Below are 24220 nucleotides of genomic sequence, written 5' to 3'. Positions count from 1 at the left end.
CGATGAGTCTGCCCGAGCCCGTGACACTCGCACTGCGCGAGGCGGGTCTCGATCCCCGCTACGTCGAGGACCTCGTGCGCGCCACGCTCGAGGAGGACCTCGGCGGCGGAGAGGACGTCACCACCACGGCGACCGTGCCGGCCGACCAGTACGCCGTCGCCGTGCTCGGCTCCCGCGAGACCGGCGTCATCGCCGGCCTGCCGGTGGCCGAGGCGGTGTTCGCGGCCACCGACGCCGAGGTCGAGGTCGAGCGGCACGTCGCCGACGGCGCCGAGATCCGTGCCGGGTCCAAGGTGCTGACGGTGCACGGCCGCACCCGCCGGCTGCTGCTGGCCGAGCGGACCGCGCTGAACCTCGTCTGCCGGCTCTCCGGCATCGCGACCGCCACCCGCTCCTGGGTCGACGCGCTGGCCGGCACCCACGCCGCCGTCCGCGACACCCGCAAGACCACGCCGCTGCTGCGCCCGCTCGAGAAGTACGCCGTGCGCCTGGGCGGCGGGGTCAACCACCGGTCCACGCTGGCGGAGTCGGCGCTGATCAAGGACAACCACATCGCGGCGGCCGGCGGCATCACCGCGGCCTTCCAGGCGGTGAGGCAGGCCTACCCGGACATCGCGGTCGAGGTCGAGGTCGACGACCTCGACGGCACCGCCGAGGCGGTCGAGGCCGGCGCCGACCTGGTGCTGCTCGACAACTTCAGCGTCGACGACGTGCTCGAGGCGGTGAAGCTGGTCGACGGCCGGGCCCGCCTCGAGGTCAGCGGCGGGCTGACGCTGGCCCAGGCCGGCGCCTACGCCGCCACCGGCGTCGACTACCTGTCCACCGGCGCCCTGACCCACTCGGTCCGAGCCCTGGACCTCGGGCTCGACATGGTGGCCGTCGAGGCACACTGACTCGGCTGAGATCGACCGCAAGGTCCCTGGAGAGAGCGAGTCCCACGAGGGAAAGGGAACCAGTGTTGCTGGCGATCGACGTGGGGAACACCGAGACCGTCATCGGGCTGCTCGACGGCCTCGAGGTGCGCCACCACTGGCGGGTCGCCACCGTGGCCACGCGCACCACCGACGAGCTGATGGCGCTGCTGCGAGGGCTGTTCGCGGGGACCGACGAGCCGATCGACGGCGTCGCCATCTGCTCGACGGTGCCCGTGGTGCAGCGCGAGATGCGCTGGCTCGCGCAGCGCTACTTCGCCGACGTGCCGGCGCTGCTGGTCGAGCCCGGTGTCAAGACCGGCGTGCCGATCCTCATGGACAACCCCCGCGAGGTCGGCACCGACCGCATCGTCAACGCGCTGGCCGCCATGCACCAGTACGGCACCGGCCGGCCGTGCATCATCGTCGACTTCGGCACCGCCACCACGTTCGACGTCGTGTCGGCGCGCGGCGAGTACATCGGCGGCGCCATCGCCCCGGGCATCGACGTGTCGCTCGAGGCGCTGCGCAACGCCGCGGCCCAGCTGCGCCGGGTCGAGCTGGTCCGGCCCCGGTCCGTCATCGCCAAGAACACCGTCGAGGCGTTGCAGTCCGGCGCGCTGTACGGCTTCAGCGCCCAGGTGGACGGCGTGGTCACCCGCATGGCGACGGAGCTGGGGGTAGGGCTCGACGGTGTCACGGTGATCGCGACGGGCGGGCTGGCGCCGTTGGTGCTGGACGAGTCGGCGACCATCCAGCACCACGAGCCCTGGCTCACGCTCATGGGCCTGCGGCTGGTGTTCGACCGCAACCATCCGGCCTAGAAGGGCCGGGCAAGACCGGCGGTCGCGGGCACTCGCCGGCCGCGCTCAGTCGCGCTCGGCCGCCAGGTGCGCGTTGAGGTCGCCCACCGGGCCCAGGTGGTGCAGCTTGTCCGGGTTGATCTGGTTGTGCACTCCCGCGATACGGCCGTCGTCGGCGATGGTCAGTGAGAGCACGCCCAGGACGCCGTCGTCGCCGGAGACCCGCAGGCCGGGCTGGCCGTTCACCGCCACCGGCTCGAGCAGCAGGCCCATGGCGACGCCGGTGCGGCCGAGGTTGGCCAGGAACCGGGCCACCTGAAGCGCGCCGACCAGGGGCTGGCGCACGGCCGCGGTCTTGCCGCCGCCGTCGCCGTGGAACACGACGTCCTCGGCGAGCAGTCGCTCCAGCGCCCCGACGTCGCCGTCGTTCAGGGCGGCGAAGAACGTGCGGGCGAGCTCGTCGCGGCGCTCGTGCGACGGCTCGAACCGCGGCCGCCGTTCGTCGATGTGCTTGCGGGCGCGGGCCATGAGCTGGCGGCAGTTCGCCTCGCTCTTCTCGACCACGGCGGCGATCTCGTCGTAGCCGTAGCCGAACACCTCGCGCAGCAGGAACACCGCCCGCTCGACCGGCGACAGCGTCTCGAGCACCACGAGGAACGCCGTGGACAGCGTCTCGCTCTCCTCGACGTGACGGGCGGGGTCGTCGTCGACGGCGAGTAGCGGCTCGGGCAGCCAGGACCCGACGTAGCGCTCGCGCCGGAGGCGAGCCGAGCCCAATGCGTCGATGGCCAGCCGCGTGGTGACGGTGGTGGCGTAGGCCTCGGGGTTGTCCGCGACGGTGCCCGACTCCGACGCGCGGTGCATGCGCAGGAACGCGTCCTGCACGACGTCCTCGGCCTCGCTGACGCTGCCGAGCATGCGGTAGGCCACCGAGAACATCAGCGGCCGGAGGTCGTCGTGGGCGATCGTGACGTCGGTCACCTCTCGATCGTGTCACAGGATCGCGAACCGCCTCGTCGGAGGGGGCGAGACACGAGAAGAAGAGGAGAAGGACATGCGAGTCTTCCTGGCCGGCGCCACCGGCGCCGTAGGACGGTCACTCACTCCGCTGCTGGTCCAGGCCGGGCACGAGGTGACCGGCACCACTCGTTCCGAGTCCAAGCTCGCCGAGCTGCGCGCCGCCGGTGCCGAGGGCGTCGTGATGAACGGGCTGGACGCCGAGAGCGTCATGGCCGCGGTTCGCGCCGCCCGGCCCGACGTCATCGTGCACCAGCAGAGCGCGCTGAGGGACCAGACCGGCAACTTCAAGCGGTTCGACCGTGACTTCGCCACCACCAACCGGCTGCGCACCGCGGGCACCGACCACCTGCTGGCGGCTGCCCGGGAGACGGGCGTGACCCGGCTCGTGGCCCAGAGCTTCACCGGCTGGCCGAATGCTCGCAGCGGCGGCCCGGTCAAGACGGAGGACGACCCGCTGGAGCCGAACCCGGAGTCCGCCTGCAGCGAGTCGCTGCGCGGCATCCAGTACGTCGAGCGGGTCGCGACCAGCACGCCCGGCATCGACGGACTCGCGCTGCGCTACGGCAGCTTCTATGGCAACGGCACCGGGCTGACCAGCGACACGTTCGCCGATCTGGTGCGCAGGCGACGGCTCCCGATCGTCGGCGGCGGGACGGCGGTGTGGTCGGTCGTCCACATCGACGACGCCGCGCGGGCCACGCTCGCGGCGATCGAGGGCGGGACGCCCGGTGTCTACAACATCGTCGACGACGACCCGGCACCGGTCGCGGAGATGCTGGCCACGCTCGCGGCGGCGTTCGGCGCGAAGCCGCCCCGGCGGCTGCCGGCCTGGCTCGCCAGGCCGCTGATCGGCGACTTCGGCGTGGCGTTCATGACCACGCTCCGCGGCTCGTCCAACGCCAAGGCCCGGCGTGAGCTGGGTTGGAAGCCGGAGCACCCGAGCTGGCGGCAGGGCTTCTACGATCGGTGACCGTGACGGCGACCCACGGCTACGACGAGGCGGCGCTGCTGCGGGTCGGCGCGCCGCCCGAGCCGCCGGGCTTCGCGGCGTTCTGGTCCGGGCTGCAGGCCCGGGCGCGCGCGGTCGACCCGGCGCCGGTGGTGCTCGGCTCCGGCCCGGGCGGGGTGATGGACATCGAGTTCACGTCGCTCGACGGCGTCCGCCTGGGCGGGTGGCTGGTGCGGCCCGACGGCCCGGTCGAGCTGGCGCTCGTGGTCGGGCACGGCTACGGCGGCCGCGACGGGCCCGAGCTCGACCTGGTCCCGGACGGCGCCGCGGCGCTGTTCACGGCGTTCCGCGGGCTGCCGGACCGCGGGCTGGTCCCGGGCATCCCGGCGGTCGCGGCCGAGCACGTGCTGCACGGCATCGGCTCCGTGGAGACCTACGTGCACGGCGGGTGCGCCTCCGACCTGTGGTGCGCGGCGTCGGCGCTGCTCGCCCTGCTGCCGTCGCCGCCCGCGCGGCTGGCCTACGTGGGCTCGAGCTTCGGTGGCGGCATCGGCGCACTGGCGCTGCCGTGGGACGACCGCTTCGCCGCCGCCGTGCTGCACGTGCCCAGCTTCGGCAACCACGACGTACGGCTGGCCATCCCGTGCGAGGGCAGCGGCGAGGCCGTGCGCCGGCACGTCGCCGCCCACCCGCGGGCCCGCGAGGTGCTGCGGTTCTTCGACGCCGCGACGGCGGCCGCCCGGCTTCGCATCCCCACGCTGGTGGCGCCCGCACTGGCCGACGCCGTCGTCCCGCCGCCGGGCCAGTTCGCCGTCCACAACGCGCTGCCCGGCCCGAAGGAGCTGGTCGTGCTGTCGTCCGGGCACGCCGACGGGCCCGCCGCCGAGGCGGGCCACGACCGCTACGTCACCGCGGCCCGGGCGTTCCTGACCCGGTGAGCCTCAGGCGCGCTCAGTGTCGGGGCTGTGCTCGACGAACGACCAGCCGTTCGCCTCGACGGCCCGGTGGGCCGGGCCGCTGAGCGCCGCGAACGACACCTCGAACCCGGACCGGCGGCCGCGGGACGACAGCTCGCGCAGGAAGCCGATGGCGGCGTCGGTCATGCCGGTGACGCGATGCATGTCGACGACCACGTGGTCCAGGGCGTTGAGCTGCTCGAGCCGGTCGACCTCTTCGACGGCCGCGCCGAACTCGTCGGCGGGATCGCTGCCGACGTCACCGGAGAGGAACACGACGATCTCGCGGGCACCGCGGTCGACGACCTGCACTGTGCTCATCGACCTCACCTCCTCCTATGAGTGTGATCGTCCTCGTACCCACCGGCAACCAATTGCCGCCCGCCATGACAAGTCGCGAACCATCACGGCCTAGGCTTGACCCCCATGAGTGGACTGCCGCCGACCGACGATCAGGATTTGCCCGAGCAGATGCGCATCCGGCGCGAGAAGCGCGCGGAGTTGCTGGCCTCCGGGGAGCCCCCGTATCGCCTCGGATTCCCGCGCAGCCACACGTTCGAGGCGTTGCGGGCGGCTTATCCCGACTTGGCCCCAGGCACCGAAACCGGTGACCGCGCGTCGGTCGCCGGCCGGGTGATCTTCCTGCGCAACACCGGCAAACTCTGTTTTGCCCGGCTGCGCGAAGGCGACGGCGCCGAACTCCAGGTGATGTTGTCGCTCGATCGCGTGGGCGAGGAGAGTCTGGCGTCCTGGAAGCACCTGGTCGACATCGGCGATCACGTCGGCGTCGAGGGCGAGGTCATCGTCAGTAAGCGCGGCGAGCTGTCCGTCTCCGCCGATCGCTGGACCATGGTTTCCAAGGCGCTGCGGCCGTTGCCGGTGGCGCACAAGGATTTGAATGAGGAAACCCGGGTCCGGCAGCGTTACGTCGACCTCGTCGTCAATCCGTCGGCGCGCTCCATGGTGCGAACTCGTGCCATCGTCACGCGGTCGCTGCGGGAAACGCTGCACCGGCACGGCTACATCGAGGTCGAGACGCCGGTGCTGCAGCTCGTGCACGGCGGTGCCTCGGCGCGGCCTTTCCACACGCACCTGAATGCGTTCGACATTCCGATGACTTTGCGTATCGCGATCGAGCTGTACCTCAAGCGCGCGATCGTCGGAGGCGTCGACAAGGTGTACGAGATCGGGCGCATCTTCCGGAACGAGGGCGTCGATTCCACGCACAGTCCCGAGTTCACCATGCTCGAGTCCTATGAGGCCTACGGCGACTACGACACCCAGGCCGCGCTCACCCGCGACCTCGTGCTCGACGCGGCGCGCGCCATCGGCGCCACTGTCGTGCCCGACGGCCGGGGCGGCGAGATCGACCTCGAGGCGCCGTGGCAGTACGTGACCCTGCACGAGGCCGTCTCGCACGCCGTCGGCGAAGAGGTCACCATCGACACCCCGGTCGAGCGGCTGCGCGAGCTGGCCGAGAAGCACGAGGTCGGGCTGGACCCGACGTGGGGTCACGGCGAGGTCGTGCTCGAGCTGTTCGAGAAGCTGGCCGAGCACACCTACATGGCGCCCACGTTCATCCGCGACTATCCGGAGGAGGTCCGGCCGCTGGCCCGGCCGCACCGCGACGAGCCCCGGCTCACCGAGGCGTGGGACCTCATCATCCGCGGGGTCGAGCTCGGCGTGGCCTACTCCGAGCTGGTCGACCCCGTCGTCCAGCGTGAGCGGCTGACGGCGCAGTCGCTGCGGGCCGCGGCGGGCGACCCCGAGGCCATGCAACTCGACGAGGACTTCCTGCGCGCACTCGAATACGGCATGCCTCCCACCGGTGGCATGGGCCTGGGAATCGACCGGCTGATGATGCTGCTCACCGATGCGGGGATTCGCGAGACGATCTTGTTCCCGCTGGTGAAGCCGGAATGACGGCCCCGGCCGAAATCGAGCCGGATCAGCGCTTTCGGGTGAGGCGGGCCCGCACGGCCGATGTGCGGTACATCCGCCCCCTGCTCGACGGATACGCATCGCAGCGCATCCTGCTATCCAAAGAGACGGTCACCCTATATGAGGACATCCAGGAGTTCTGGGTGGTGGAAACCGCCGGCGATCACGGTGCGGGCACCGTCATCGGCTGTGGCGCGTTACACGTCATGTGGGAAGATCTGGCCGAGGTGCGTACCCTTGCCGTCGACCCTGAATGGCGCGGGCACGGTGTCGGCCACGTCCTGCTGTCCCGATTGCTGGAAGTGGCCGAAGAACTCGGCGTCGCGCGGGTGTTCTGCCTCACCTTCGAGGTCGACTTCTTCGAGCGGCACGGATTCGAGCGAGTGGAAGGCACGCCGGTCGACACCGACGTGTACGCGCAGTTGTTGCGCTCGGCCGACGAAGGTGTCGCCGAGTTCCTCGACCTGGACCGGGTGAAGCCGAATACTCTGGGTAACGTCCGGATGCTCAGGCTAATGGGTAGGACGCCACAAATCGGCCGCGACGACTCGCGGCAGATGAATTGAAAATTCCCGTTCCAGAGCGTAACAATAGAGTAGTCAAGACCAAATCTTCGAGTGCACCCCGCAGGAAGGATCAACGATGGCACAAAAGGTTCAGGTGATTCTGCTCGACGATCTCGACGGTGGTGAAGCCACCGAGACCGTGAGCTTCGCCCTGGACGGCGCCTCGTACGAGATCGATCTGTCGGCGAAGAATGCCGGCAAACTCCGCGACGCCCTGGCTCCGTACGTCGCCTCGGCGCGTCGTGCCTCGGCTCGGCGGGGACGCGGGCGCGCAGCAGCCACCGGCGGACGAGCCAGCCGCACCGACACCACCGCGATCCGTGAGTGGGCCCGCGACCAGGGCCTCAAGGTGTCCGACCGGGGACGCATTCCGTCGGACATCCTGGCGAAGTACGAGACCGCTCACGGGTGATGACGCAGTCGTCAACGCATCACCGGGGAGATGCACGGGGGATTTGACGCGGAAGGGGCCGGCGCCCAGTCGATGGGCGGCCGGCCCCTCGCGTGTGTCCGGAGCTCTGTGACGGACGCCGGTCAGGCGTCCTGGAGGGTCTGGCGTTGGTGGCCGAGGCCGTCGATCTCGAGGTCGATGGTGTCGCCGGCGCGCAGGTAGGGCTGGCCGGGCATGCCCATGGCGACGCCGGCGGGGGTGCCGGTGTTGATGAGGTCGCCGGGTTCGAGGACCATGAACTGCGACAGGTACCAGATGACGTGGTCGATGCCGAAGATGAGGTCGGCGGTGGTGCCGTCCTGGCGTGGCTCGCCGTTCACCCACAACCGCAGTCCGAGTTTGGCGGGGTCGGTGATCTCGTCGGCGGGGACCAGCCAGGGGCCGAGCGGGTTGAACGTCTCGCACGACTTGCCCTTGTCCCACTGCCCGCCGCGTTCGAGCTGGAACTCCCGCTCGGACACGTCGTGGCTGATGGCGTAGCCGGCGATCACGCCGGCGGCGTCGTCGGGGCTGTCGAGGTAGCGGGCCTGCGCGCCGATGATCACGCCGAGCTCGACCTCCCAGTCGGTCTTCACGCTGCCGCGGGGGACGAGGACGGTGTCGTTCGGGCCGATGACGGTGTTCGGGGCCTTCATGAACACGATCGGCTCGGCCGGGATGGCCGCGCCGGTCTCGGCGGCGTGGTCGCGGTAGTTCAGGCCGATGCACACGACCTTCCCGGGCCGCGCGATCGGCGCACCCACCCGCACGCCGTCGCCGTCGGGCAGGGCCGGAAGCTCGCCGGCCGCCAGCGCCGCCCGCGCCCGGTTCACGCCGTCGCCGGCCAGGAACGCCCCGTCGATGTCGCTCGTGACCGGGGACAGGTCGTAGAGCACGCCGTCGTCCCCGCGGACGGCCGGGCGCTCCGCACCTCGCTCACCGATGCGCATCAGTTGCATGTCGTGTCTCCTCGAAGGTGTTTGTGCTGGTCAGGGGAGCCGGACGTGATCCGGGTTCAGGTCGTCGACGGTGCGGGCGCCGAGCAACGCCATGGTGCGGCGCACCTCGGTGGTGAGGATCTCGGCGGCCCGCGCGACGCCGCGCTCGCCGCCGGCCATCAGCCCGTACAGGTAGGCGCGCCCGACCAGGCAGGCGTCGGCGCCCAGCGCCTTGGCCGCCACGATGTCGGCGCCGCTCATGATGCCGGTGTCGAGGTAGATCTCGGTCTGCCCGCCGACCGCGGCCGCGACCTCGGGCAGGATGCGCAGGGGCACCGGCGCGCGGTCGAGCTGGCGGCCACCGTGGTTGGACAGCACGATGGCGTCGGCGCCGGCGTCGACCACCCGCTTGGCGTCGTCGACGGTCTGGATGCCCTTGACGATGAGCGGGCCGGACCAGATGGAGCGCAGCCAGGCGAGGTCGTCGATGGTCATGGTCGGGTCGAAGAGCAGGTTCAGCAGCTCCGCGATGGTGCCCTTCCACGACGTCAGCGAGGCGAACTGCAGCGGCTTCGTCGTCAGCAGGTTCATCCACCAGGCCGGGTGCGCCGCGGCGTCGAGCACGGTCTTCGCGGTCAGCGACGGCGGGATGGTGAACCCGTTGCGGACGTCGCGCAGCCGGGCGCCGGCCACCGGGACGTCGACGGTGAGCATGAGCCCCTCGAACCCGGCGTTCGCGGCCCGCTTCACCAGGTCCTCGCCGGCCGAGCGGTCCTTCCACACGTAGAGCTGGAACCACTTGCGCGCCCGCGGCGCCGCGGCGGCGACGTCCTCGATGGACGTGGTGCCCATGGTCGACAGCGAGTAGGGGATGCCGATCCGCTCGGCGACCCGGGCCACGGCGGTCTCGCCCTCGTGGTTCATCATCCGGGTGAAGCCGGTGGGGGCGAACGCGAAGGGCTGCGCGGCCGGCTGCCCGAGCATGGTCGTCGTGGTGTCGACCTCGGACACGTCGTGCAGGATCGACGGCCGGAACTCCAGCTGCCTGAACAGCGACCGGGCCCGGCGCAGGCTGATCTCGGCCTCGGCCGCGCCGTCGGTGTAGTCGAAGACCGACCGCGGCGTGCGCAGCCGGGCGATGCGGCGCAGGTCGGCGATGGTCAGCGCCTTCGCCAGCCGCCGGTCCGTCGGGTTGAGCACCGGCGGCTTCGCGCGCAGCAGCGGCTTGAGCTCGGACCAGCGGGGGAGTTGCCGTTCGGTCATGCGAGGCTCCGGGGACGTCGATCCTGTGGTCAGACCACACACTATCAGCTAGGTTCGGCCTGTGGAGGAGTGGTGAGAACTCACGAGCTCGTGCTGCGCCAGGTCGAGGCCGACCTCGCCGCGGGGAAGCTGCGGCTGGGCGACCGGCTGCCCGGCGAACGTGCCCTGGCCGGGCAGCTCGGCGTCAGCCGCCCCTCGGTCCGCGAGGCGATCCGCGTGCTCGAGGCCATGGGGGTGGTCCGGACGGCGGTCGGCTCCGGCCCCGACGCGGGTGCGGTCATCGTCGCCGACCCCGCCTCCCCGCTGACGGCGACGCTGCGGCTGCACCTGGCGACCAGCCATCTGCCCATGGGCGACATCGTCCAGACCCGGGTGCTGCTCGAGTCGTGGGCGGTGCGCGAGGCGGCCGGCCGGGCCGAGCCGGACCAGCTGGCCGCGGCCGGGGCGCTGCTCGATGCCATGGACGACCCCGAGCTGCCGCGCGAGCGCTTCCACCTGCTCGACGCGGAGTTCCACGTCGCGCTGGCGACGCTCGCCGGCAACGTGCTGGTGTCGACGATCATGGCGTCGCTGCGCGAGGCGATCCACGGCTACGTCATGGCGGCCGCCCCGAACCTCCCCGACTGGCCGTCGGCCGCGGCCGGGCTGCGCGCCCAGCACCGGGCCGTGCTCGCGGCGGTCACCGGCGGCGACGGCGACACCGCGGCCCAGCTGGTGGCCGAGCACATCGAGGGCTTCTACCGCGCGTCGCGCCTGGCCTGAGCCCTCAGGCGCCGGGGAACGGGTCCTCGGGGAGCAGACCGTCGAGCTCGGCGTCGGCGGCGTGGACGGCGGCCACGTACTCGTCGTCGATCTCGTAGGAGCGGCTGCCCAGGTCGAACGTGGGCACCGGGCGGAAGTCGACCGGGCCGAGCCGCGTGGCGCGCGGGTACTGCAGCGTCACCTCGGTGGGCCCGCCCCGGCGCCACTGGCTGCCGATGAGCACGGCGATGCGCCGGTCGGTGACGGCGATGTGGCACTCGACCTCGGCCGGGAGCGCGCCGATCCACGCGAGCACCACCGGGACGAGGTAGTCGATCCGCTCGCCCGGCTCGAGGAGCTCCTGACACCGACGGCGGACGGGCCCGGGTACCGGCATGCCTCACTCTGGCACAGCGGCGGCCGCGTCATGCTGCCGACATGGCACAAACCGGACAATCTCGATCTAGCTGGGTCGAGTTACGGCGGGATGGCGTTAGTGTTTCCCCAACATCGGGGCGGCTTTCCACACCTCTCGTAGAAAGTCCTGGCCGCAGCCGGCTCCGGTGGGCGATGCGATCTCGAGCAAACGGTCCCGCACTTCCACGGAGCGAGGAGACGACATGGCTCAGGACCACAGGTTGAGCCGGCGCCGGCTGATCACGATCAGCGCCGGCACGCTGGCCGCGGCGGCCATCGCGCCGGCCGTGCCGACACTGGCCGGAGCGGCGGTGCAGAACGTGCCGAACCCGCTGCTGCCCCCGGGCAAGCGCGGCACCATCCTGTACACCCAGCGCGACGCCACCGCGCGGCGCGGCATCTGGAACAACCCGGCGCCCACCATGGGCCAGCTCGGCGGCCCCAACTTCCCCACCGACCCGAACGACCTCGGCCCCACAGTGCCGCTGCCCGGCGGCTTCCGCGAGGTCTTCCTGTTCCTCGCCGACGCCGGCTTCAAGCAGGTGGAGTTCGCCGGCTACAGCCAGCACGCCGAGAACCAGGGCGGCAACGTCCCGCCGCTCACCCAGGGCAGCACGCTGCTGCGGCAGAACTTCCCCGCCTACCTGAACTACGCGCGGACGCTGCGTGGCTTCCTCGACGAGGCCGGCCTCGAGGCCATCGGCAACCACGGCTTCATCCCGAACAGCTGGCCCGGCGGCCCCAACGGCGGCATGACCGCCGACGACTACGACCGCTTCCAGGTCGAGCTCGAGTTCGCCTCGATCCTCGGCATGCCGTTCATGGGCACCGGCGGCGACCCCACCGGCGGCGGCGCCAAGGAGGCGTGGGACCTCGCGGGCCAGAAGTGGGAGGCGATCAACGACCTCTCCTGGAACGGCCACCGCATCCGCATGTACCCGCACAACCACGCCGACGCCTACGGCTTCCTGCAGGACGGCCCCATGGTCCAGGTGACGGTCGACCGCGTCACCGGCGCGCCGCTGCCGCAGCCGCAGATGGTGCGCGGCGAGTCCGGCATCCGCCGGATGCAGTACTACCTGGACATCACCCCCAGCACCAAGTGCCTCTGCGAGATCGACATCTACTGGGCGCACTCGGCCCAGCACCGGTTCCGCTGGTACTACGACTGGGAGGGCCAGCGCCGCGAGAGCATCTTCAGCCCGATCGACCAGATCGCGGCGCAGCCGCTGCGCTACCCGCTCTACCACGCCAAGGACGGCGAGCGCCGCGAGGAGCAGCCGCCCGGCACCGGCGAGGGCTACCGGATGATCCCGTTCGGCGACCCGCGCAGCGACATCGACTACGACGCGATCTTCCGCCGGCACCGTCCGCGCGGCTACCACAACCCGAACTACGAGGACGACACCGCTCCCGGCGGCGCGGGTGACCCCGGCCGCTCGCTGCGCCACGCCGTCATCAGCGGCACCAACATGAGCAACATGCAGCGCTGACCCTCGGCGGTCAGTAAGGCTCCCCGGCCGGCCGAGCGATCCTCGGCCGGCCGGGTGAACGCGACGGAAACCCGACGTCGGGTGGGGGCGGTGCAGGCGGAGCCGGCGTCAAGAGCGCACGCGGCATGCTTCACCGCCGCGAAGCGGAGCCGGCGTAGCCTCCACCGCCCCCCACCACGCAACGTCACCACAAGCGGCCGAGCCTCACCCGGCCGCCACTCAGCTCGCTCGGGTGAGGACCCGGGCGACATATCTCGGTGCCGGCTCGTCCGTGGCGATGCGACCGTCCGCTACTTCGATGACGCGGTCGACCCAGTGCAGGGACTGCGGCCGGTGCGTGACGACGATCGTGGTGCGGCCGGCCGACGCCACGCGCATGGCCTGGTTGACCTTGCGCTCGCTGGCGAGGTCGAGGTTGGACGTGGCCTCGTCGAGGATGAGGATCGACGGGTCGCCGAGCAGTGCCCGGGCCAGGCAGACCAGCTGGCGCTGGCCGGCCGAGAGGGAGCGGCCCCGTTCGGCCACGACGTGGTGGTACCCACCGGGCAGCCGGGTGATGAACTCGTGCGCCCCCACGGCCCGGGCGGCCGCCTCGACCTCGGCGTCGCTGGCGTCCGGACGGGCGTAGGCGATGTTGTCGCGGATGGTGCGCGAGAACAGGAACGGCTCCTGCGGCACGTAGCCCAGATGCCCCCGGTAACTGGTGACGTCGAGACCGTCGAGCGGTCGGTCGTCGACCAGGACCGTCCCCTCGGTCGGGTCGTAGAACCGTGCCACCAGCTTCGACAGCGTCGACTTGCCCGCGCCGGTGCGCCCGACGAACGCCACGCGCTGGCCGGCCGGCACGTGCAGGTCGACGTCTCGCAGGGCATCGGTGGCGGCGCTGGCATAGCGCAGCCGCACCTGCTCGAAGCGCAGGTCACCGGCGACGGCGTCGACCTGCGCGGCGTCCGGGCGGACCGGCGTCGACGTCTCCAGCGCCAGGAGCGCGCGCACCCGGACCAGCCCGGTGCGGGCCCGCTGGTACACGTCGAACACCGCCGACAGCTGCTGCACCGGCGCGAACACCTGGGCGAGGTACAGCAGGAACGCGATCAGCGTGCCGAGGGCCAGCGTGCCGGCCTCGATGCGCTGCGCGCCCACCCAGAGCACCGCCGCGATGGCCAGCACCGAGAGCAGCTCGATGGCGGCCACGTACACCGACGTCGCGTACAGCCCGCGCAGGCTGGCTCCGACGTACTGGCGGCCGAGCCCGGCGAACCGCCCGAGGTTGACGGCCTCGCGCCGGAACGCGTGCGTGACCCGGATGCCGGCCATGCTCTCCTGCACGTCGGCGTTGAGCGAGGAGAGCAGCTCACGGGCGTCGTCGTAGGCCACCGAGGCGCGCCGCCGGTACCACCAGGTGACGGCGCCCGCGAACGGCACGACACCCAGCACCACCAGGGCCAGCATCGGGTCCAGGGCGACGACCACCAGCGTCATGCCGGCGAACGTCGCCACGCTGACGACGGCGTTGATCAGCCCGACCTGGAACAGCTGGGCGATCGAGTCGACGTCGGACGTCATGCGGGTCATGACGCGCCCCGCCTGGGTGCGGTCGTAGAAGTCGATGCCCAGCCGCTGCAGCTGCCCGAAGATCCGCACCCGCATGGCCAGCAACAGTCGCTCGGTGCTGCGCGTCGTCCACAGGTAGCCGGTGCGCTGGTCGAGCCAGAGCAGCGCCACCAGCACCGCCGCCGCGGCGCAGATCCAGAGCAGCACGGACTCCGAGCCGGCCCGCATGCCGTCGTCGACCGCCCGCTGCACCAGCATGGGGTTGACCAGCGTGATGGCCGCCTCGAGCACCACCAGCGCCAGCCCGACCAGCAGGCCGCCGATGTACGGCCGCAGGAACGACGGCAGCCGCAGCGGGCCGCGGGCGTCGTTCTCGCGCTCGAGGTCGACGCCGGGCGGGTCGGCCGGCGGCGGCAGCGCGGCGATCCGGGCCGCCACCGCGGGCGGGACCGCCAGTTGCAGCCCCGGCAGCGAGCCGGTGGCGTCCTGCCGCGACTCCCACGCCGACGCCGTCGCCTCGAAGCGGCCGGACCGCGCGTGCGACATGAGGTCGGCGGGCCGGTCCGCGGCGGCGTCCGTGCCGGGACCGTCGCCGAACAGGTCGCGGTACAGGGCGTTGCGCTCGAGCAGCTCGGCGTGCCCGCCCTCGTCCACCACGCGGCCGTCGTCGACCAGCACGACGCGGTCGGCCAGCCGCAGCGTGGACTCGCGGTAGGCGACCAGCAGCACCGTCCGCGCGGCCAGGAACGGCTCGAGGTTGGCGTGGATGCGCTCCTCGACCTTGACGTCGACCGAGGAGGTGGCGTCGTCGAGCAGCAGGATGTCCGGCTCGGACAGCAGCGCCCGGGCCAGCGCGACCCGCTGGCGCTGCCCGCCGGAGAGCGTGATGCCCTGCTCGCCGACGACGGTGTCGTAGCCGTCGGGCAGCGCCTCGACGAACTCGTCGGCCGCGGCGGCCCGGGCGGCCGCCCGGATCTCGTCGAGGCTCGCGTCCGGCTTCCCGTAGGCGATGTTCGCGGCGATGGTGTCGGAGAAGAGGAAGCTGTTCTCGAACACGACGCCGATGCGACGGCGCAGCTCCGGCAGCGACCAGCGGCGCGTGTCGATGCCGTCGACGGTGATGGTGCCGGCGTCGGCGTCGAAGAACCGCGGCAGCATGGACAGCGCGGTCGACTTCCCGCACCCGGACGGCCCGACCAGCGCGACCGTCTCGCCCGGCCGGACGTCGAGGGTGAAGCCGCGCAGCACCTGGTGGCCGTCGCCGTCGGCGTAGGCGAAGCGCACCCGGTGGAACGAGACCGCGCCGCCGCGCTCGTGCACGTCGACCGGCCGGAGCGGCTCGGTGATCTCGGCCCGCAGGTCCAGCAGCTCGCCGACCCGCTCCGTGGCCGCCCGGCACAGCGGCGCGTTGGTGAGCACCATGCCGGCCACGCGCGCGGCGCCGATGAGCTCGGCGAGGTAGCCGGTGCAGGCCAGGAACACGCCAATGGTCAGGTGGCCCTCGATGACCAGCAGCCCGCCGGCCAGCAGCACCAGCACCTGGCCGAAGAGCGGCGCGCCCTGCAGCGACGCCATGAACGGGGCGCGCAGCCGCACGGCCCGGACCCGCGCGTCGAACATGTCGAGCAGCGAGCGGTGCAGCCGCGCGGTCTCGGCCGGCTGCTGGCCGAACGCCCGCACCACGCGGACGCCGGTGACGGCCTCCTCGACGCGGGAGGTCATCTCCGCCTCGCGGTCCTGGGCGTCCCAGCCCGCCGCATACACCTGGCGGCGCTGCCGGTTGGTGACCACGAACACGACGACGATGACCGCGACGACGAGGGCCGCGACCAGTGGGGACAGGGTGAACATCACGACCACTGCGAGCAGCGACGACACCAGCGTGGCCGCCACCTGCGGGATCCAGGTCAGCAGCATGAGCACGTAGCGCAGGTCGCCGCTGATGCGCGACACCAGCTGGCCGCTCTGCAGCTGTGCGTGGCCGGTGAAGTCGAGGCGCTGCAGCGTGTCGTACACGTCGCGGCGCAGGTCGTCCTGGATGCTGAAGGCGGTCTTGCCGCCGGTGTAGCGCCACCAGCTCGACAGCACGAAGCGGGCGACGGCCAGGCCGATGAGCAGCACGATCATCGGCATGAGCGGGGCGGAACGCTCGGTGATCGCGTCGTCGACGACGCGGCCCTGCGTGACGGGAACGGCGGCGACGGCGACCGCCCAGGCCAGCGCGACGACGACCGAGACGATCAGCGTGCCGCGGTGGCGGAGGAGGTAGGGAGCGAGCCGGCGGAAGGTGCCGGGTGGCTGTGAGGGTTCGGCTGACGCGACGGTCAGCGACGGCGTTGAAGGCGGTGACGGCCGGGTGGAGGACTGATCTGAGGGACGCGCGGACGCGGTGCGGCTGGGCACAGGGATCTCCCGAGGCAGCGGGTCGGATTGGCGGACACCCCGAATGGGGCCGTCGAGAAGCCTACGCCCGGGTGGTTGCGCGGATCAACGGTCCGGAGCGAGTTCCGCGATCTCGATGTCGACCTCGAACGGCGCCCGGATGGGTGCCGTCTGTCCGGCCGTCCAGGTGCCCACCTCGGTGTAGGCGGAAGTGCCCTCGGGCAGCGCGTACGCCGTGAGGCTGAGCTCGGGCTGGAACTCGACCCGCCAGAAGTGCGGGATGCCCGCCTCGGCGTACTTGGCCGGCTTGAGGATGCGGTCGATGGAGACCGACCCCGGCGAGACGATCTCGATGACGAGGAGCGCCTCGGCGGCCATGGCCTTCGCACCGCCGCGGCGAACGACATCGTGGGGCAGCACCATGAGATCGGGGATCAGGAAGGTCGGGTCGATGTCGACCGTGACCGGGCCGAGGATGCGTAAGCCGGGCGGCAGCGCAGCGCGGAGCCGTGCCCGCAGGAAGTCCGACACGGACTCGTGCCAGAGGCCCGGCCCCGGGGTCATGAGCAGACCGCCGTCGACGATCTCGAACCGCCAGTCGGATTCGGGCAGCTCGAGGAGATCGTCGAACGTCCACCATCGCGGACCGGTCGGGAGTTCGACCGCGGGCATGTCGACCACCACCATCTGGCTTCTCCTGTTCTCGAGAGTTTCGCACTGCTGTTCGGCATGCCGCCACTCTTGCTGGCAGCGGCGCCGCGTTCCACCGGCGAACCGCGAAATGTGGACAACCCCGCGAACCCGCCGCACCTGTGGACGGCGTGGGCCGAACGGTTGATTCCAAGACCCGCACCAATCCGGGTCACGGGCCGCGCCGAACACGGGGCATGACCGCGACGACGCACCGCTGGCGCACCCGAGGCCTGGCCGCCCTGGCCGGGATCGCGGCGGGCGGGCTGACGCTGGGCGTCGGCGAGCTGGTCGCGGCCCTGGTCGTCGAACCGGCCGCCGCGCCGTTCCTGGCCGTCGGCAACACGTTCGTCGATCTCACGCCGGAGTGGCTGAAGAGCTTCGCGATCCGCACGTTCGGCGAGAACGACAAGCAGGTCCTGCTGGCCGGCATGGCCGTCGTCCTGCTGGTCGTGTCGGCGGCGGGCGGGCTGCTGGAGCTCTGGCGCCGCTGGGCCGGCGTGACGGTGCTGGCCGTTCTCGGTGCGGTGGCCGCCGCTGCTGCCCTGAACCGCCCGACGGCAGACGCGGCCTGGGCGCTCCCTACCGCCGCGGGAGCCGTCGCCGGTGCCGCCGCGCTCACCCTCCTCGTGGGCCGGCTGCGGACCCGTGCGGCGGATGCGGATCCGAGGGTCTCGGGGGAGTCCGTATCCGCCGCACGGCCGCCGCAGCGGCCGCAGCCGCCGCGCCGCCAGGTCCTGCTGTTGACGGCGGCCGTGGCGGGACTGGCCGTGGTGATGGCGCTCGGCGGGCGGCGGTTCGGGCAGACGCTGGCCGAGGTCCGCGATGCCCGTGACGCGCTGCGGCTGCCGGCACCGGCCGACCCGGCGCCGGCGGTCCCGGCCGGTACCGCCGTCGACGTCGAGGGGGCGACGCCGTTCACCACCTCGAACCGCGACTTCTACCGCGTCGACACCGCCCTGGACGTCCCCAAGGTCGTCCCCGACGAGTGGCGGCTGCGCATCCACGGGCTGGTCGAGCGCGAGCTGGAGCTGGACTTCGACGACGTCCTCGAGCTGGACCTGGTCGAGCGGATGATCACGCTGACCTGCGTCTCGAACGAGGTCGGCGGTGAGCTGGCCGGCAACGCCGTCTGGCTCGGGTACCCGCTGGCCGACCTGCTGGCCCGCGCGCGTCCGGCCGACGACGCGGACATGCTCCTCTCGACCAGCGTCGACGGCTTCACGGCGAGCACGCCCTTGGACGTCATCACCGACGGGCGCGACGCGATGCTGGCCATCGGCATGAACGGCGAGCCGCTGCCGGTGGAGCACGGCTTCCCGGCCCGCCTCGTGGTGCCCGGCCTGTACGGCTACGTGTCGGCGACGAAGTGGGTCACCGACCTCGAGCTGACCCGGTTCGACCGCGCCACCGCCTACTGGACCGACCGCGGCTGGGCCGCGAAGGCGCCGATCAAGACCGCGTCGCGCATCGACGTCCCCGGCTCGTTCGCGGACGTGACCGCCGGGCGCACCGTCGTCGCCGGGACCGCCTGGGCGCAGCACCGCGGCGTGCGAGCCGTCGAGGTGCGGGTCGACGACGGCGACTGGCAGGCCGCCGAGCTGGCCGCCGAGGCCTCGGTCGACACCTGGCGCCAGTGGTTCTGGGAGTGGGACGCCGAGCCGGGCAACCACACCCTGCGGGTCCGTGCGACCGACGGCGCGGGCGAGGTCCAGACCGACGAGCAGGCGCCGCCGTTCCCGGACGGATCGAGCGGCTGGCATTCGGTGGTGGTGCGCGTGAGCTGAGACAGAGCACCACCGAGCACGAACGAGCACCTTCCGACCACACGATCCGAGAGGAACCCCTCATGAAGCTCCTGACCAGGCGAGTCCCCGTCCTCCTCGCGACGGCGGCCGCCCTGACCCTGACCCTGTCCGCCTGTGGCGACGACGGCGGCGACGACTCGACCGCCGGCGGCAACGGCGACAGCTCCGCCGCTCCCGAGGACGACTCCGCGATGGAGACGCCCGAGGACGAGGAGAGCACCCCGGCCGACGAGATGACCGAGGAGCCGATGGCCGGTCCGGTCGGCCCGGGCTGCGCCGACTACGCCGCCCAGGTCCCCGACGGCGAGGGCTCGGTCGAGGGCATGTCCGACGACCCGGTCGCCGTGGCCGCGTCGAACAACCCGATCCTCACCACGCTGGTCTCGGCGGTGTCCGGGGAGCTCAACCCGGAGGTGAACCTCGTCGACACCCTCAACGGCGGCGAGTTCACCGTGTTCGCGCCGGTCGACGACGCGTTCGCCGCGGTCGACCCGGCCACGCTGCAGACGCTGGGCACCGACGCCGACCTGCTGACGACGGTGCTGACGTACCACGTGGTGCCCGGTCAGCTGACGCCCGACCAGGTGATCGGTGAGCAGACCACCGTCCAGGGTGCGACCGTGACCGTGGCCGGCACGCCGGACGCGATGACCGTCAACGACGCCAACGTCGTCTGCGGCGGTGTCACGACGGCCAACGCCACCGTCTACCTCATCGACGGCGTCCTGATGCCGCCGATCTGAGACCCGCCGCGGCGGTGAGCAGAGCCCAGCCGCCGGCCACGAGCGCGGCATTGCGCCGCGCCCGGGCCGACGGCAGGGTCAGCCCGAAGCCGACGGCGTCGGCCGTGTCGGCCGCTACTCGCACGGTCGTCGCCCAGGTCAGGGCGGCGCCGGCGGGCGCGGTCAGCATTGCGGTGCCGGAGGCGGCGTCGCGCAGGCCGATGGCACGGCACAGGATCCGCGTCGACGGCGTCAGCGAGCCGTCGGGCTCCACCAGCTCGCAGGGCCGGGCGAGGACCTCGGGGCGGACGGCGACGGCGACGCCGTAGCCGGCGGTCAGCCCTCCCAGCACTCGAACGGGCCAGGTCATCGGGGACCCCTCCCTTCACCTCGGTGCCCGTGCCGTACCCCGTCGTCTGGGAGCATGAACCCCATGGCGACGGAGATGCCGGGCGAGGCGGGGGCGAGGGACGCGCGCACCGACGCCGTCATCCGGCAGCTCCAGACGCTCGGCGCCGAGATGGCCGACCTCGCTCGCCGCTTCGGCGCCGCCCACGACATCGACCACTCCGCCGCCCGCGCGCTGCTGGTCCTGGTGGCGGCGGCTCGCGAGGGCCGCGACGTCACGGCCGGGAGCATCGGCCGCGAGCTGGGGCTGTCGTCGGCGTCGGTGACGGCGCTGATCGACCGGCTGGTCGCGTCGGGCCACCTGCGCCGCGAGCCCGACCCGCGCGACCGGCGCCGGGTGCTGGTCCGGCTCGAGCCGTCGGCCGCCGCGCTGGGGCCGGCGTACTTCGGGCCGCTCGCCACCGACATGGCGGACCGGCTCACGGCCTACGACGAGCACGACCTCGACGTCGTGCAGCGGTTCCTGGCGACGGCGCTCGAGGCGCTCGTCGCTCACCGGGAGCGTGACGCGGCCGCTCGCGGGTAATATCTCGACGATCGAGATTTTCGACCATCGAACGAAAGGTCGTTCCATGGCCACCCGGTTGCGCTGGCTGCTACCCGTCCTCCTGCTGCTCGGCTGGCTGGCCGTCGGCGCCGTCGGCGGACCGTACGCCGGCCGGCTCGGCGAGGTCGCCGAGAACGACAACGCCGCATTCCTGCCCTCCGACGCCGAGTCCACCGAGGTCGCCGACGCGCGGGCGGACTTCCAGGACGCCGACGTCCTGCCCGCGGTCGTGGTCTGGGAGGACCCGGACGGACTGGCCCCCGACGCCGCCGACGAGGCCGCGGCCCAGCTCGAGCGGGTGGCCGGGCTCGACGGCGTCACCCCGCCGGTCAGCCCGCCCATCCCGTCCGAGGACGGCAGCGCGCTCACCGCCGTCGTCCAGATCGACACGTCCGGCTCGGCCGAGGTCGACGCCGTCGTCGAGGACATCCGGGCCGAGCTCGGCGAGGCCGCGGGCGCCGCCGTGCACCTGACCGGGCCGGCCGGGTTCGCCGCGGACCTCGGTGCGGCGTTCGCCGGCATCGACGGCGTGCTCCTGGTGGTGGCGCTGGCGGTCGTGCTGGTGATCCTGCTGGTGGTCTACCGCAGCCCGATCCTGCCGCTCGCCGTGCTGGTGTCGTCGGTGCTCGGGCTGGGGCTGGCGTCCTGGCTGGTGTACCTGCTGGCCGACGCCGGCACGCTGACGCTGAACGGGCAGAGCCAGGGCATCATGTCGATCCTCGTCGTCGGCGCCGCGACCGACTACGCGCTGCTGCTGGTCGCCCGCTACCGCGAGGAGCTGCGCGAGCACCGCGGCCGGTTCGAGGCGATGGCCACGGCGCTGCGCCGGGCGGCCGGGCCCATCGTGGCGTCCGGCGGCACCGTCATCGCCGGCGTGCTCTGCCTGCTGCTGTCGAACCTGAACTCCAACCGCAGCCTGGGCCCGGTGGCCGCCATCGGCATCGCCGCCTCGCTGCTGGTGGCGCTGACGTTCCTGCCCGCCGTGCTGGTGCTGCTCGGCCGGGCGGCGTTCTGGCCGTTCCGGCCGCGGTACGGCTCGACGGCCCCGGAGCACGCCGGCGTGTGGGATCGCGTCGCCCGGCTGGTGGGACGGCGTCCGCGGGCGCTGTGGGCCGGGGTCGGCGCGGTGCTGCTGGCGCTGGCGGCGCTCGTGCCCACCTTCCGTGCCGACGGCGTCAGCGAGAGCGAGCTGTTCCTCGACCGGGTCGAGGCGGTCGCGGGCCAGGAGGCGCTGGGCCGGCACTTCCCGGGCGGCTCCGGCTCGCCGGTACTCGTGCTGAGCGGCGCGGACGACGCGGCTGACGTCGCCCGGGTGGCCGCGGCCGTCGACGGCGTGAGCCCGGCGGCCAACGCCCCCGACCCGCAGATCGCCGGCGACCGCGCGCTGCTCGAGCTGACCCTCGCCGAGCCCGCCGACAGCGACGCCGCGGTGAGCACCGTCCGCGAGCTGCGTACCTCCCTCGACGACGTCGGCCCGGACGTGCTGGTGGGCGGCCGGACGGCGGAGCTGCTGGACACCAACGACATCTCCGCCCGCGACCGCACGCTGATCATCCCGGTGGTGCTGGGGGTGATCCTGCTGGTGCTGATCGGGCTGCTGCGCTCCGTGCTCGCGCCGGTGCTGCTGGTGCTCACCGTCGTCCTGAGCTTCGCCGCGACCCTCGGGGTGGCAGGGGTGGTCTTCGACCACGTCCTCGGCTGGCCCGGCGCCGACCCCGGCGTGCCGCTGTTCGCATTCGTGTTCCTGGTGGCGCTGGGGATCGACTACAACATCTTCCTCATGAGCCGGGTCCGCGAGGAGTCCGTGCGCATCGGCACGCGGCCCGGCGTCCTGCGCGGGCTGGCCGTCACCGGCGGCGTCATCACGTCGGCCGGGCTGGTGCTCGCCGCCACGTTCTCGGCGCTCGCGGTGATCCCGATCTTGTTCCTGGCCCAGATCGCCTTCCTCGTGGCCTTCGGCGTCCTGCTCGACACCTTCGTCGTCCGCTCACTCCTCGTCCCCGCCCTCGCCTACGACCTCGGCGACAAGGTCTGGTGGCCCAACCACCGCAACCGCAGCCGTTCGGCGGCACGCAAGCCGAGCTGACCGAGCGGAGAGGCGGAGGTTGCGGAGCCGGCGTCAAGAGCGCCCGCGGCATGCTTCACCGCCGCGTAGCGGAGCCGGCGCAGCAACCTCCGCCTCGCAGCGAGACCACACGCCTACCGGGCCGCCGTGCGGATGATGTTGCGAGCCATGCCGCCGAAGATGACGCCGTGGAACGGCCACAGCATCCACCAGTACACCTGCCCGGTCAGGCCGCGCGGCACGAAGACCGCGCGCTGGCCGTAGACGGAGCCGTCGCCGTCGGGGGTGACGGAGAGCTCGAGCCAGGCGCTCCCCGGGACCTTCATCTCCGCGCGCAGCCGCAGCAGCCGGCCGGGCTCGATCGCCTCGACGCGCCACCAGTCCAGGGCCTCGCCGAGGTGCAGGCGGGCGGGATCGCGGCGGCCGCGGCGCAGGCCGACGCCGCCGGCGAGCCGGTCGGCCCAGCCGCGCACCGCCCAGGCCAGCGGGAACGAGTACCAGCCGTTCTGGCCTCCGATGCCCTCGACCACGCGCCAGAGCCGCTCCGGCGGCACGTCGCACCGGACCGAGCGCTCGTCCACCCGCACCGAGCCGCCGGACCAGGACGGGTCGCTGGGCAGCGGATCCGACGGCGCGCCGGCGGGCGAGGCGGCGGACCAGTGGCTCTCGACCTCGCCGTCGCGCATGCGGGCCAGCGCGAGCTCGACGGCCCGCTCGTACGGTGTCGGGTCGACCGGTCCGGGCAGCAGGTCGCGCAGGTCGTCCTCGGTGCAGACGGCCTCGTGCTCCAGCGACTCGATCAGCGGGACGGCGATGGACCGCGGTACCGGCGTCACCAGGTTGACCCACTGCGCGGACAGCCACGGCGTCAGGAGCGGCACCGGCGCGATCACTCGCCGGGGCAGCCCGGCGACCCGTGCGTAGCCGCGCATCATGTCCGCATACGTCAGCACCTCCGGCCCGCCGATGTCGAAGGTCCGGTTCGGCTCGTCCGGCAGCGTGGTGGCCGCGACCAGGTAGGCCAGCACGTCGCGGATCGCGATCGGCTGGGTGCGGGTGTGCACCCAGCGCGGCGTGACGCTGACGGGCAGCCGCTCGGTGAGGTAGCGCAGCATCTCGAAGCTGGCCGAGCCGGACCCGATGACGACCCCGGCTTGCAGCACGACCGCCGGCACCGGCCCGTCGAGGAAGATCCGGCCCACCTCGGTGCGCGACGCCAGGTGGTCCGAGAGCCCGGCGGTGGCCGGCGGATGCAGGCCGCCCAGATAGACCAGCCGGCGCACCCCCGCGTCGGCGGCCGCCGCTGCCACCGTCGCCGCCGCCCGCCGGTCCGTCGCCGCGAACCCGCGCGATGCCAGCGAGTGCACCAGATAGTGCACGACGTCGACGCCGGCCATGGCAGGGTCGAGGCTCGCGCGGTCCAGCACGTCGCCGCGCACGACCTCGACGTCGCCGGCCCACGGCTGGTCGCGCAGCTTGCCGGGGTCGCGGGCGAGGCAGCGGACGGTGTGCCCGGCGTCGACCAGCCGCGGGACCAGACGGCTGCCGATGTAGCCGGTCGCGCCGGCGACGAGAACCCTCATGTCGGGGATTCGTACCCCATCCGGGGGCGGATG

At 72.6% G+C, this 24220-nt stretch carries 22 protein-coding genes; 13 read left to right on the top strand and 9 right to left on the bottom strand.

Going from position 1 to position 24220, the window contains the following annotated elements:
- Positions 1-2 precede the first annotated feature (2 nt).
- The gene (gene nadC, locus HD601_RS32990; RefSeq protein ID WP_221440593.1) at positions 3-893 is read left to right on the top strand and encodes a carboxylating nicotinate-nucleotide diphosphorylase; all 891 of its coding nucleotides are present in this window, start codon (positions 3-5) and stop codon (positions 891-893) included.
- 62 nt (positions 894-955) lie between these two features.
- Positions 956-1735 carry a type III pantothenate kinase gene (locus HD601_RS06170; protein ID WP_184820248.1) on the top strand — a complete coding sequence of 260 codons (780 nt, stop codon included), beginning with the start codon at positions 956-958 and terminating at the stop codon, positions 1733-1735.
- Positions 1736-1780: 45 nt separating this feature from the next.
- Here HD601_RS06170 and HD601_RS06165 read toward each other — a convergent pair whose 3' ends face one another.
- On the bottom strand, positions 1781-2695 hold the full coding sequence (locus tag HD601_RS06165) for an RNA polymerase sigma-70 factor (RefSeq protein WP_221440591.1): 915 nt from the start codon (positions 2693-2695) through the stop codon (positions 1781-1783).
- 73 nt (positions 2696-2768) lie between these two features.
- Here HD601_RS06165 and HD601_RS06160 point away from each other — a divergent pair, with 73 nt between their 5' ends.
- Both HD601_RS06160 and HD601_RS06155 read left to right on the top strand, forming a co-directional pair.
- The gene (locus HD601_RS06160) at positions 2769-3704 is read left to right on the top strand and encodes an NAD-dependent epimerase/dehydratase family protein (RefSeq protein WP_184820246.1); all 936 of its coding nucleotides are present in this window, start codon (positions 2769-2771) and stop codon (positions 3702-3704) included.
- A gap of 2 nt (positions 3705-3706) precedes the next feature.
- A complete protein-coding gene (locus HD601_RS06155) occupies positions 3707-4621 on the top strand; it encodes an acetylxylan esterase (protein WP_221440590.1) in 915 nt (304 codons plus the stop codon).
- A gap of 3 nt (positions 4622-4624) precedes the next feature.
- On the opposite strand, the gene HD601_RS06150 is transcribed toward HD601_RS06155, so the two are convergent.
- Positions 4625-4960 (bottom strand): STAS domain-containing protein, encoded by a 336-nt coding sequence (locus tag HD601_RS06150; RefSeq protein ID WP_184820244.1) that lies wholly within the window; start codon positions 4958-4960, stop codon positions 4625-4627.
- Between the two features lie 105 nt (positions 4961-5065).
- Between HD601_RS06150 and lysS the strand changes: the two genes are divergently transcribed.
- From lysS to HD601_RS06135, 3 genes are all read left to right on the top strand, one after another.
- The gene (lysS, locus tag HD601_RS06145) at positions 5066-6562 is read left to right on the top strand and encodes a lysine--tRNA ligase (RefSeq protein WP_221440589.1); all 1497 of its coding nucleotides are present in this window, start codon (positions 5066-5068) and stop codon (positions 6560-6562) included.
- The gene (locus HD601_RS06140; protein ID WP_184820242.1) at positions 6559-7146 is read left to right on the top strand and encodes an amino-acid N-acetyltransferase; all 588 of its coding nucleotides are present in this window, start codon (positions 6559-6561) and stop codon (positions 7144-7146) included. Before lysS ends, HD601_RS06140 begins: the two co-directional genes overlap by 4 nt.
- Before the next feature lie 76 nt (positions 7147-7222).
- Entirely contained in the window at positions 7223-7558 is a 336-nt protein-coding gene (locus HD601_RS06135; RefSeq protein WP_111253699.1) for a histone-like nucleoid-structuring protein Lsr2, read from the top strand.
- Positions 7559-7680: 122 nt separating this feature from the next.
- Here the strand turns inward: HD601_RS06135 and HD601_RS33495 are convergent, their stop codons facing one another.
- Both HD601_RS33495 and HD601_RS06125 read right to left on the bottom strand, forming a co-directional pair.
- Positions 7681-8535, bottom strand: coding sequence for a fumarylacetoacetate hydrolase family protein (locus tag HD601_RS33495; RefSeq protein WP_184820240.1), 855 nt, complete (start codon positions 8533-8535; stop codon positions 7681-7683).
- A gap of 30 nt (positions 8536-8565) precedes the next feature.
- Positions 8566-9777: an alpha-hydroxy acid oxidase gene (locus HD601_RS06125; RefSeq protein ID WP_184820238.1), complete on the bottom strand. Its 1212-nt coding sequence runs from the start codon at positions 9775-9777 to the stop codon at positions 8566-8568.
- A gap of 72 nt (positions 9778-9849) precedes the next feature.
- Here HD601_RS06125 and HD601_RS06120 point away from each other — a divergent pair, with 72 nt between their 5' ends.
- Positions 9850-10539, top strand: coding sequence for an FCD domain-containing protein (locus HD601_RS06120; RefSeq protein ID WP_184820236.1), 690 nt, complete (start codon positions 9850-9852; stop codon positions 10537-10539).
- Positions 10540-10543: 4 nt separating this feature from the next.
- Here the strand turns inward: HD601_RS06120 and HD601_RS06115 are convergent, their stop codons facing one another.
- Positions 10544-10915 (bottom strand): hypothetical protein, encoded by a 372-nt coding sequence (locus HD601_RS06115; RefSeq protein WP_184820234.1) that lies wholly within the window; start codon positions 10913-10915, stop codon positions 10544-10546.
- Between the two features lie 223 nt (positions 10916-11138).
- Here HD601_RS06115 and HD601_RS06110 point away from each other — a divergent pair, with 223 nt between their 5' ends.
- A complete protein-coding gene (locus tag HD601_RS06110) occupies positions 11139-12428 on the top strand; it encodes an apurinic/apyrimidinic endonuclease family protein (protein WP_184820233.1) in 1290 nt (429 codons plus the stop codon).
- 219 nt (positions 12429-12647) lie between these two features.
- On the opposite strand, the gene HD601_RS06105 is transcribed toward HD601_RS06110, so the two are convergent.
- A complete protein-coding gene (locus tag HD601_RS06105) occupies positions 12648-16385 on the bottom strand; it encodes an ABC transporter transmembrane domain-containing protein (protein ID WP_184820231.1) in 3738 nt (1245 codons plus the stop codon).
- Positions 16386-16469: 84 nt separating this feature from the next.
- Positions 16470-17051 (bottom strand): Uma2 family endonuclease, encoded by a 582-nt coding sequence (locus HD601_RS06100; RefSeq protein WP_184820229.1) that lies wholly within the window; start codon positions 17049-17051, stop codon positions 16470-16472.
- A 200-nt stretch (positions 17052-17251) separates the two neighbouring features.
- On the opposite strand from HD601_RS06100, the gene HD601_RS06095 reads away from it, so the two are divergent.
- Together HD601_RS06095 and HD601_RS06090 are read left to right on the top strand one after the other, a co-directional pair.
- Positions 17252-18841 (top strand): molybdopterin-dependent oxidoreductase, encoded by a 1590-nt coding sequence (locus tag HD601_RS06095; RefSeq protein ID WP_184820227.1) that lies wholly within the window; start codon positions 17252-17254, stop codon positions 18839-18841.
- 62 nt (positions 18842-18903) lie between these two features.
- The gene (locus tag HD601_RS06090; protein WP_184820225.1) at positions 18904-19605 is read left to right on the top strand and encodes a fasciclin domain-containing protein; all 702 of its coding nucleotides are present in this window, start codon (positions 18904-18906) and stop codon (positions 19603-19605) included.
- On the opposite strand, the gene HD601_RS06085 is transcribed toward HD601_RS06090, so the two are convergent.
- Positions 19574-19954: a hypothetical protein gene (locus HD601_RS06085; protein WP_184820223.1), complete on the bottom strand. Its 381-nt coding sequence runs from the start codon at positions 19952-19954 to the stop codon at positions 19574-19576. The genes HD601_RS06090 and HD601_RS06085 overlap by 32 nt on opposite strands.
- A gap of 63 nt (positions 19955-20017) precedes the next feature.
- Here HD601_RS06085 and HD601_RS06080 point away from each other — a divergent pair, with 63 nt between their 5' ends.
- Both HD601_RS06080 and HD601_RS06075 read left to right on the top strand, forming a co-directional pair.
- Positions 20018-20518: a MarR family transcriptional regulator gene (locus tag HD601_RS06080; protein WP_184820221.1), complete on the top strand. Its 501-nt coding sequence runs from the start codon at positions 20018-20020 to the stop codon at positions 20516-20518.
- A gap of 46 nt (positions 20519-20564) precedes the next feature.
- On the top strand, positions 20565-22625 hold the full coding sequence (locus HD601_RS06075) for an MMPL family transporter (protein ID WP_184820219.1): 2061 nt from the start codon (positions 20565-20567) through the stop codon (positions 22623-22625).
- 113 nt (positions 22626-22738) lie between these two features.
- On the opposite strand, the gene HD601_RS06070 is transcribed toward HD601_RS06075, so the two are convergent.
- Positions 22739-24187, bottom strand: a complete 1449-nt coding sequence (locus HD601_RS06070; RefSeq protein ID WP_184820217.1) for an SDR family oxidoreductase — start codon at positions 24185-24187, stop codon at positions 22739-22741.
- Between the last annotated feature and the right edge of the window lie 33 nt (positions 24188-24220).

It is taken from the genome of Jiangella mangrovi, assembly GCF_014204975.1.
In the GTDB taxonomy this organism is placed as follows: domain Bacteria; phylum Actinomycetota; class Actinomycetes; order Jiangellales; family Jiangellaceae; genus Jiangella; species Jiangella mangrovi.
Note: the sequence above shows the minus strand (reverse complement) of the source record. Positions and strands in the feature narration are given on the sequence as shown.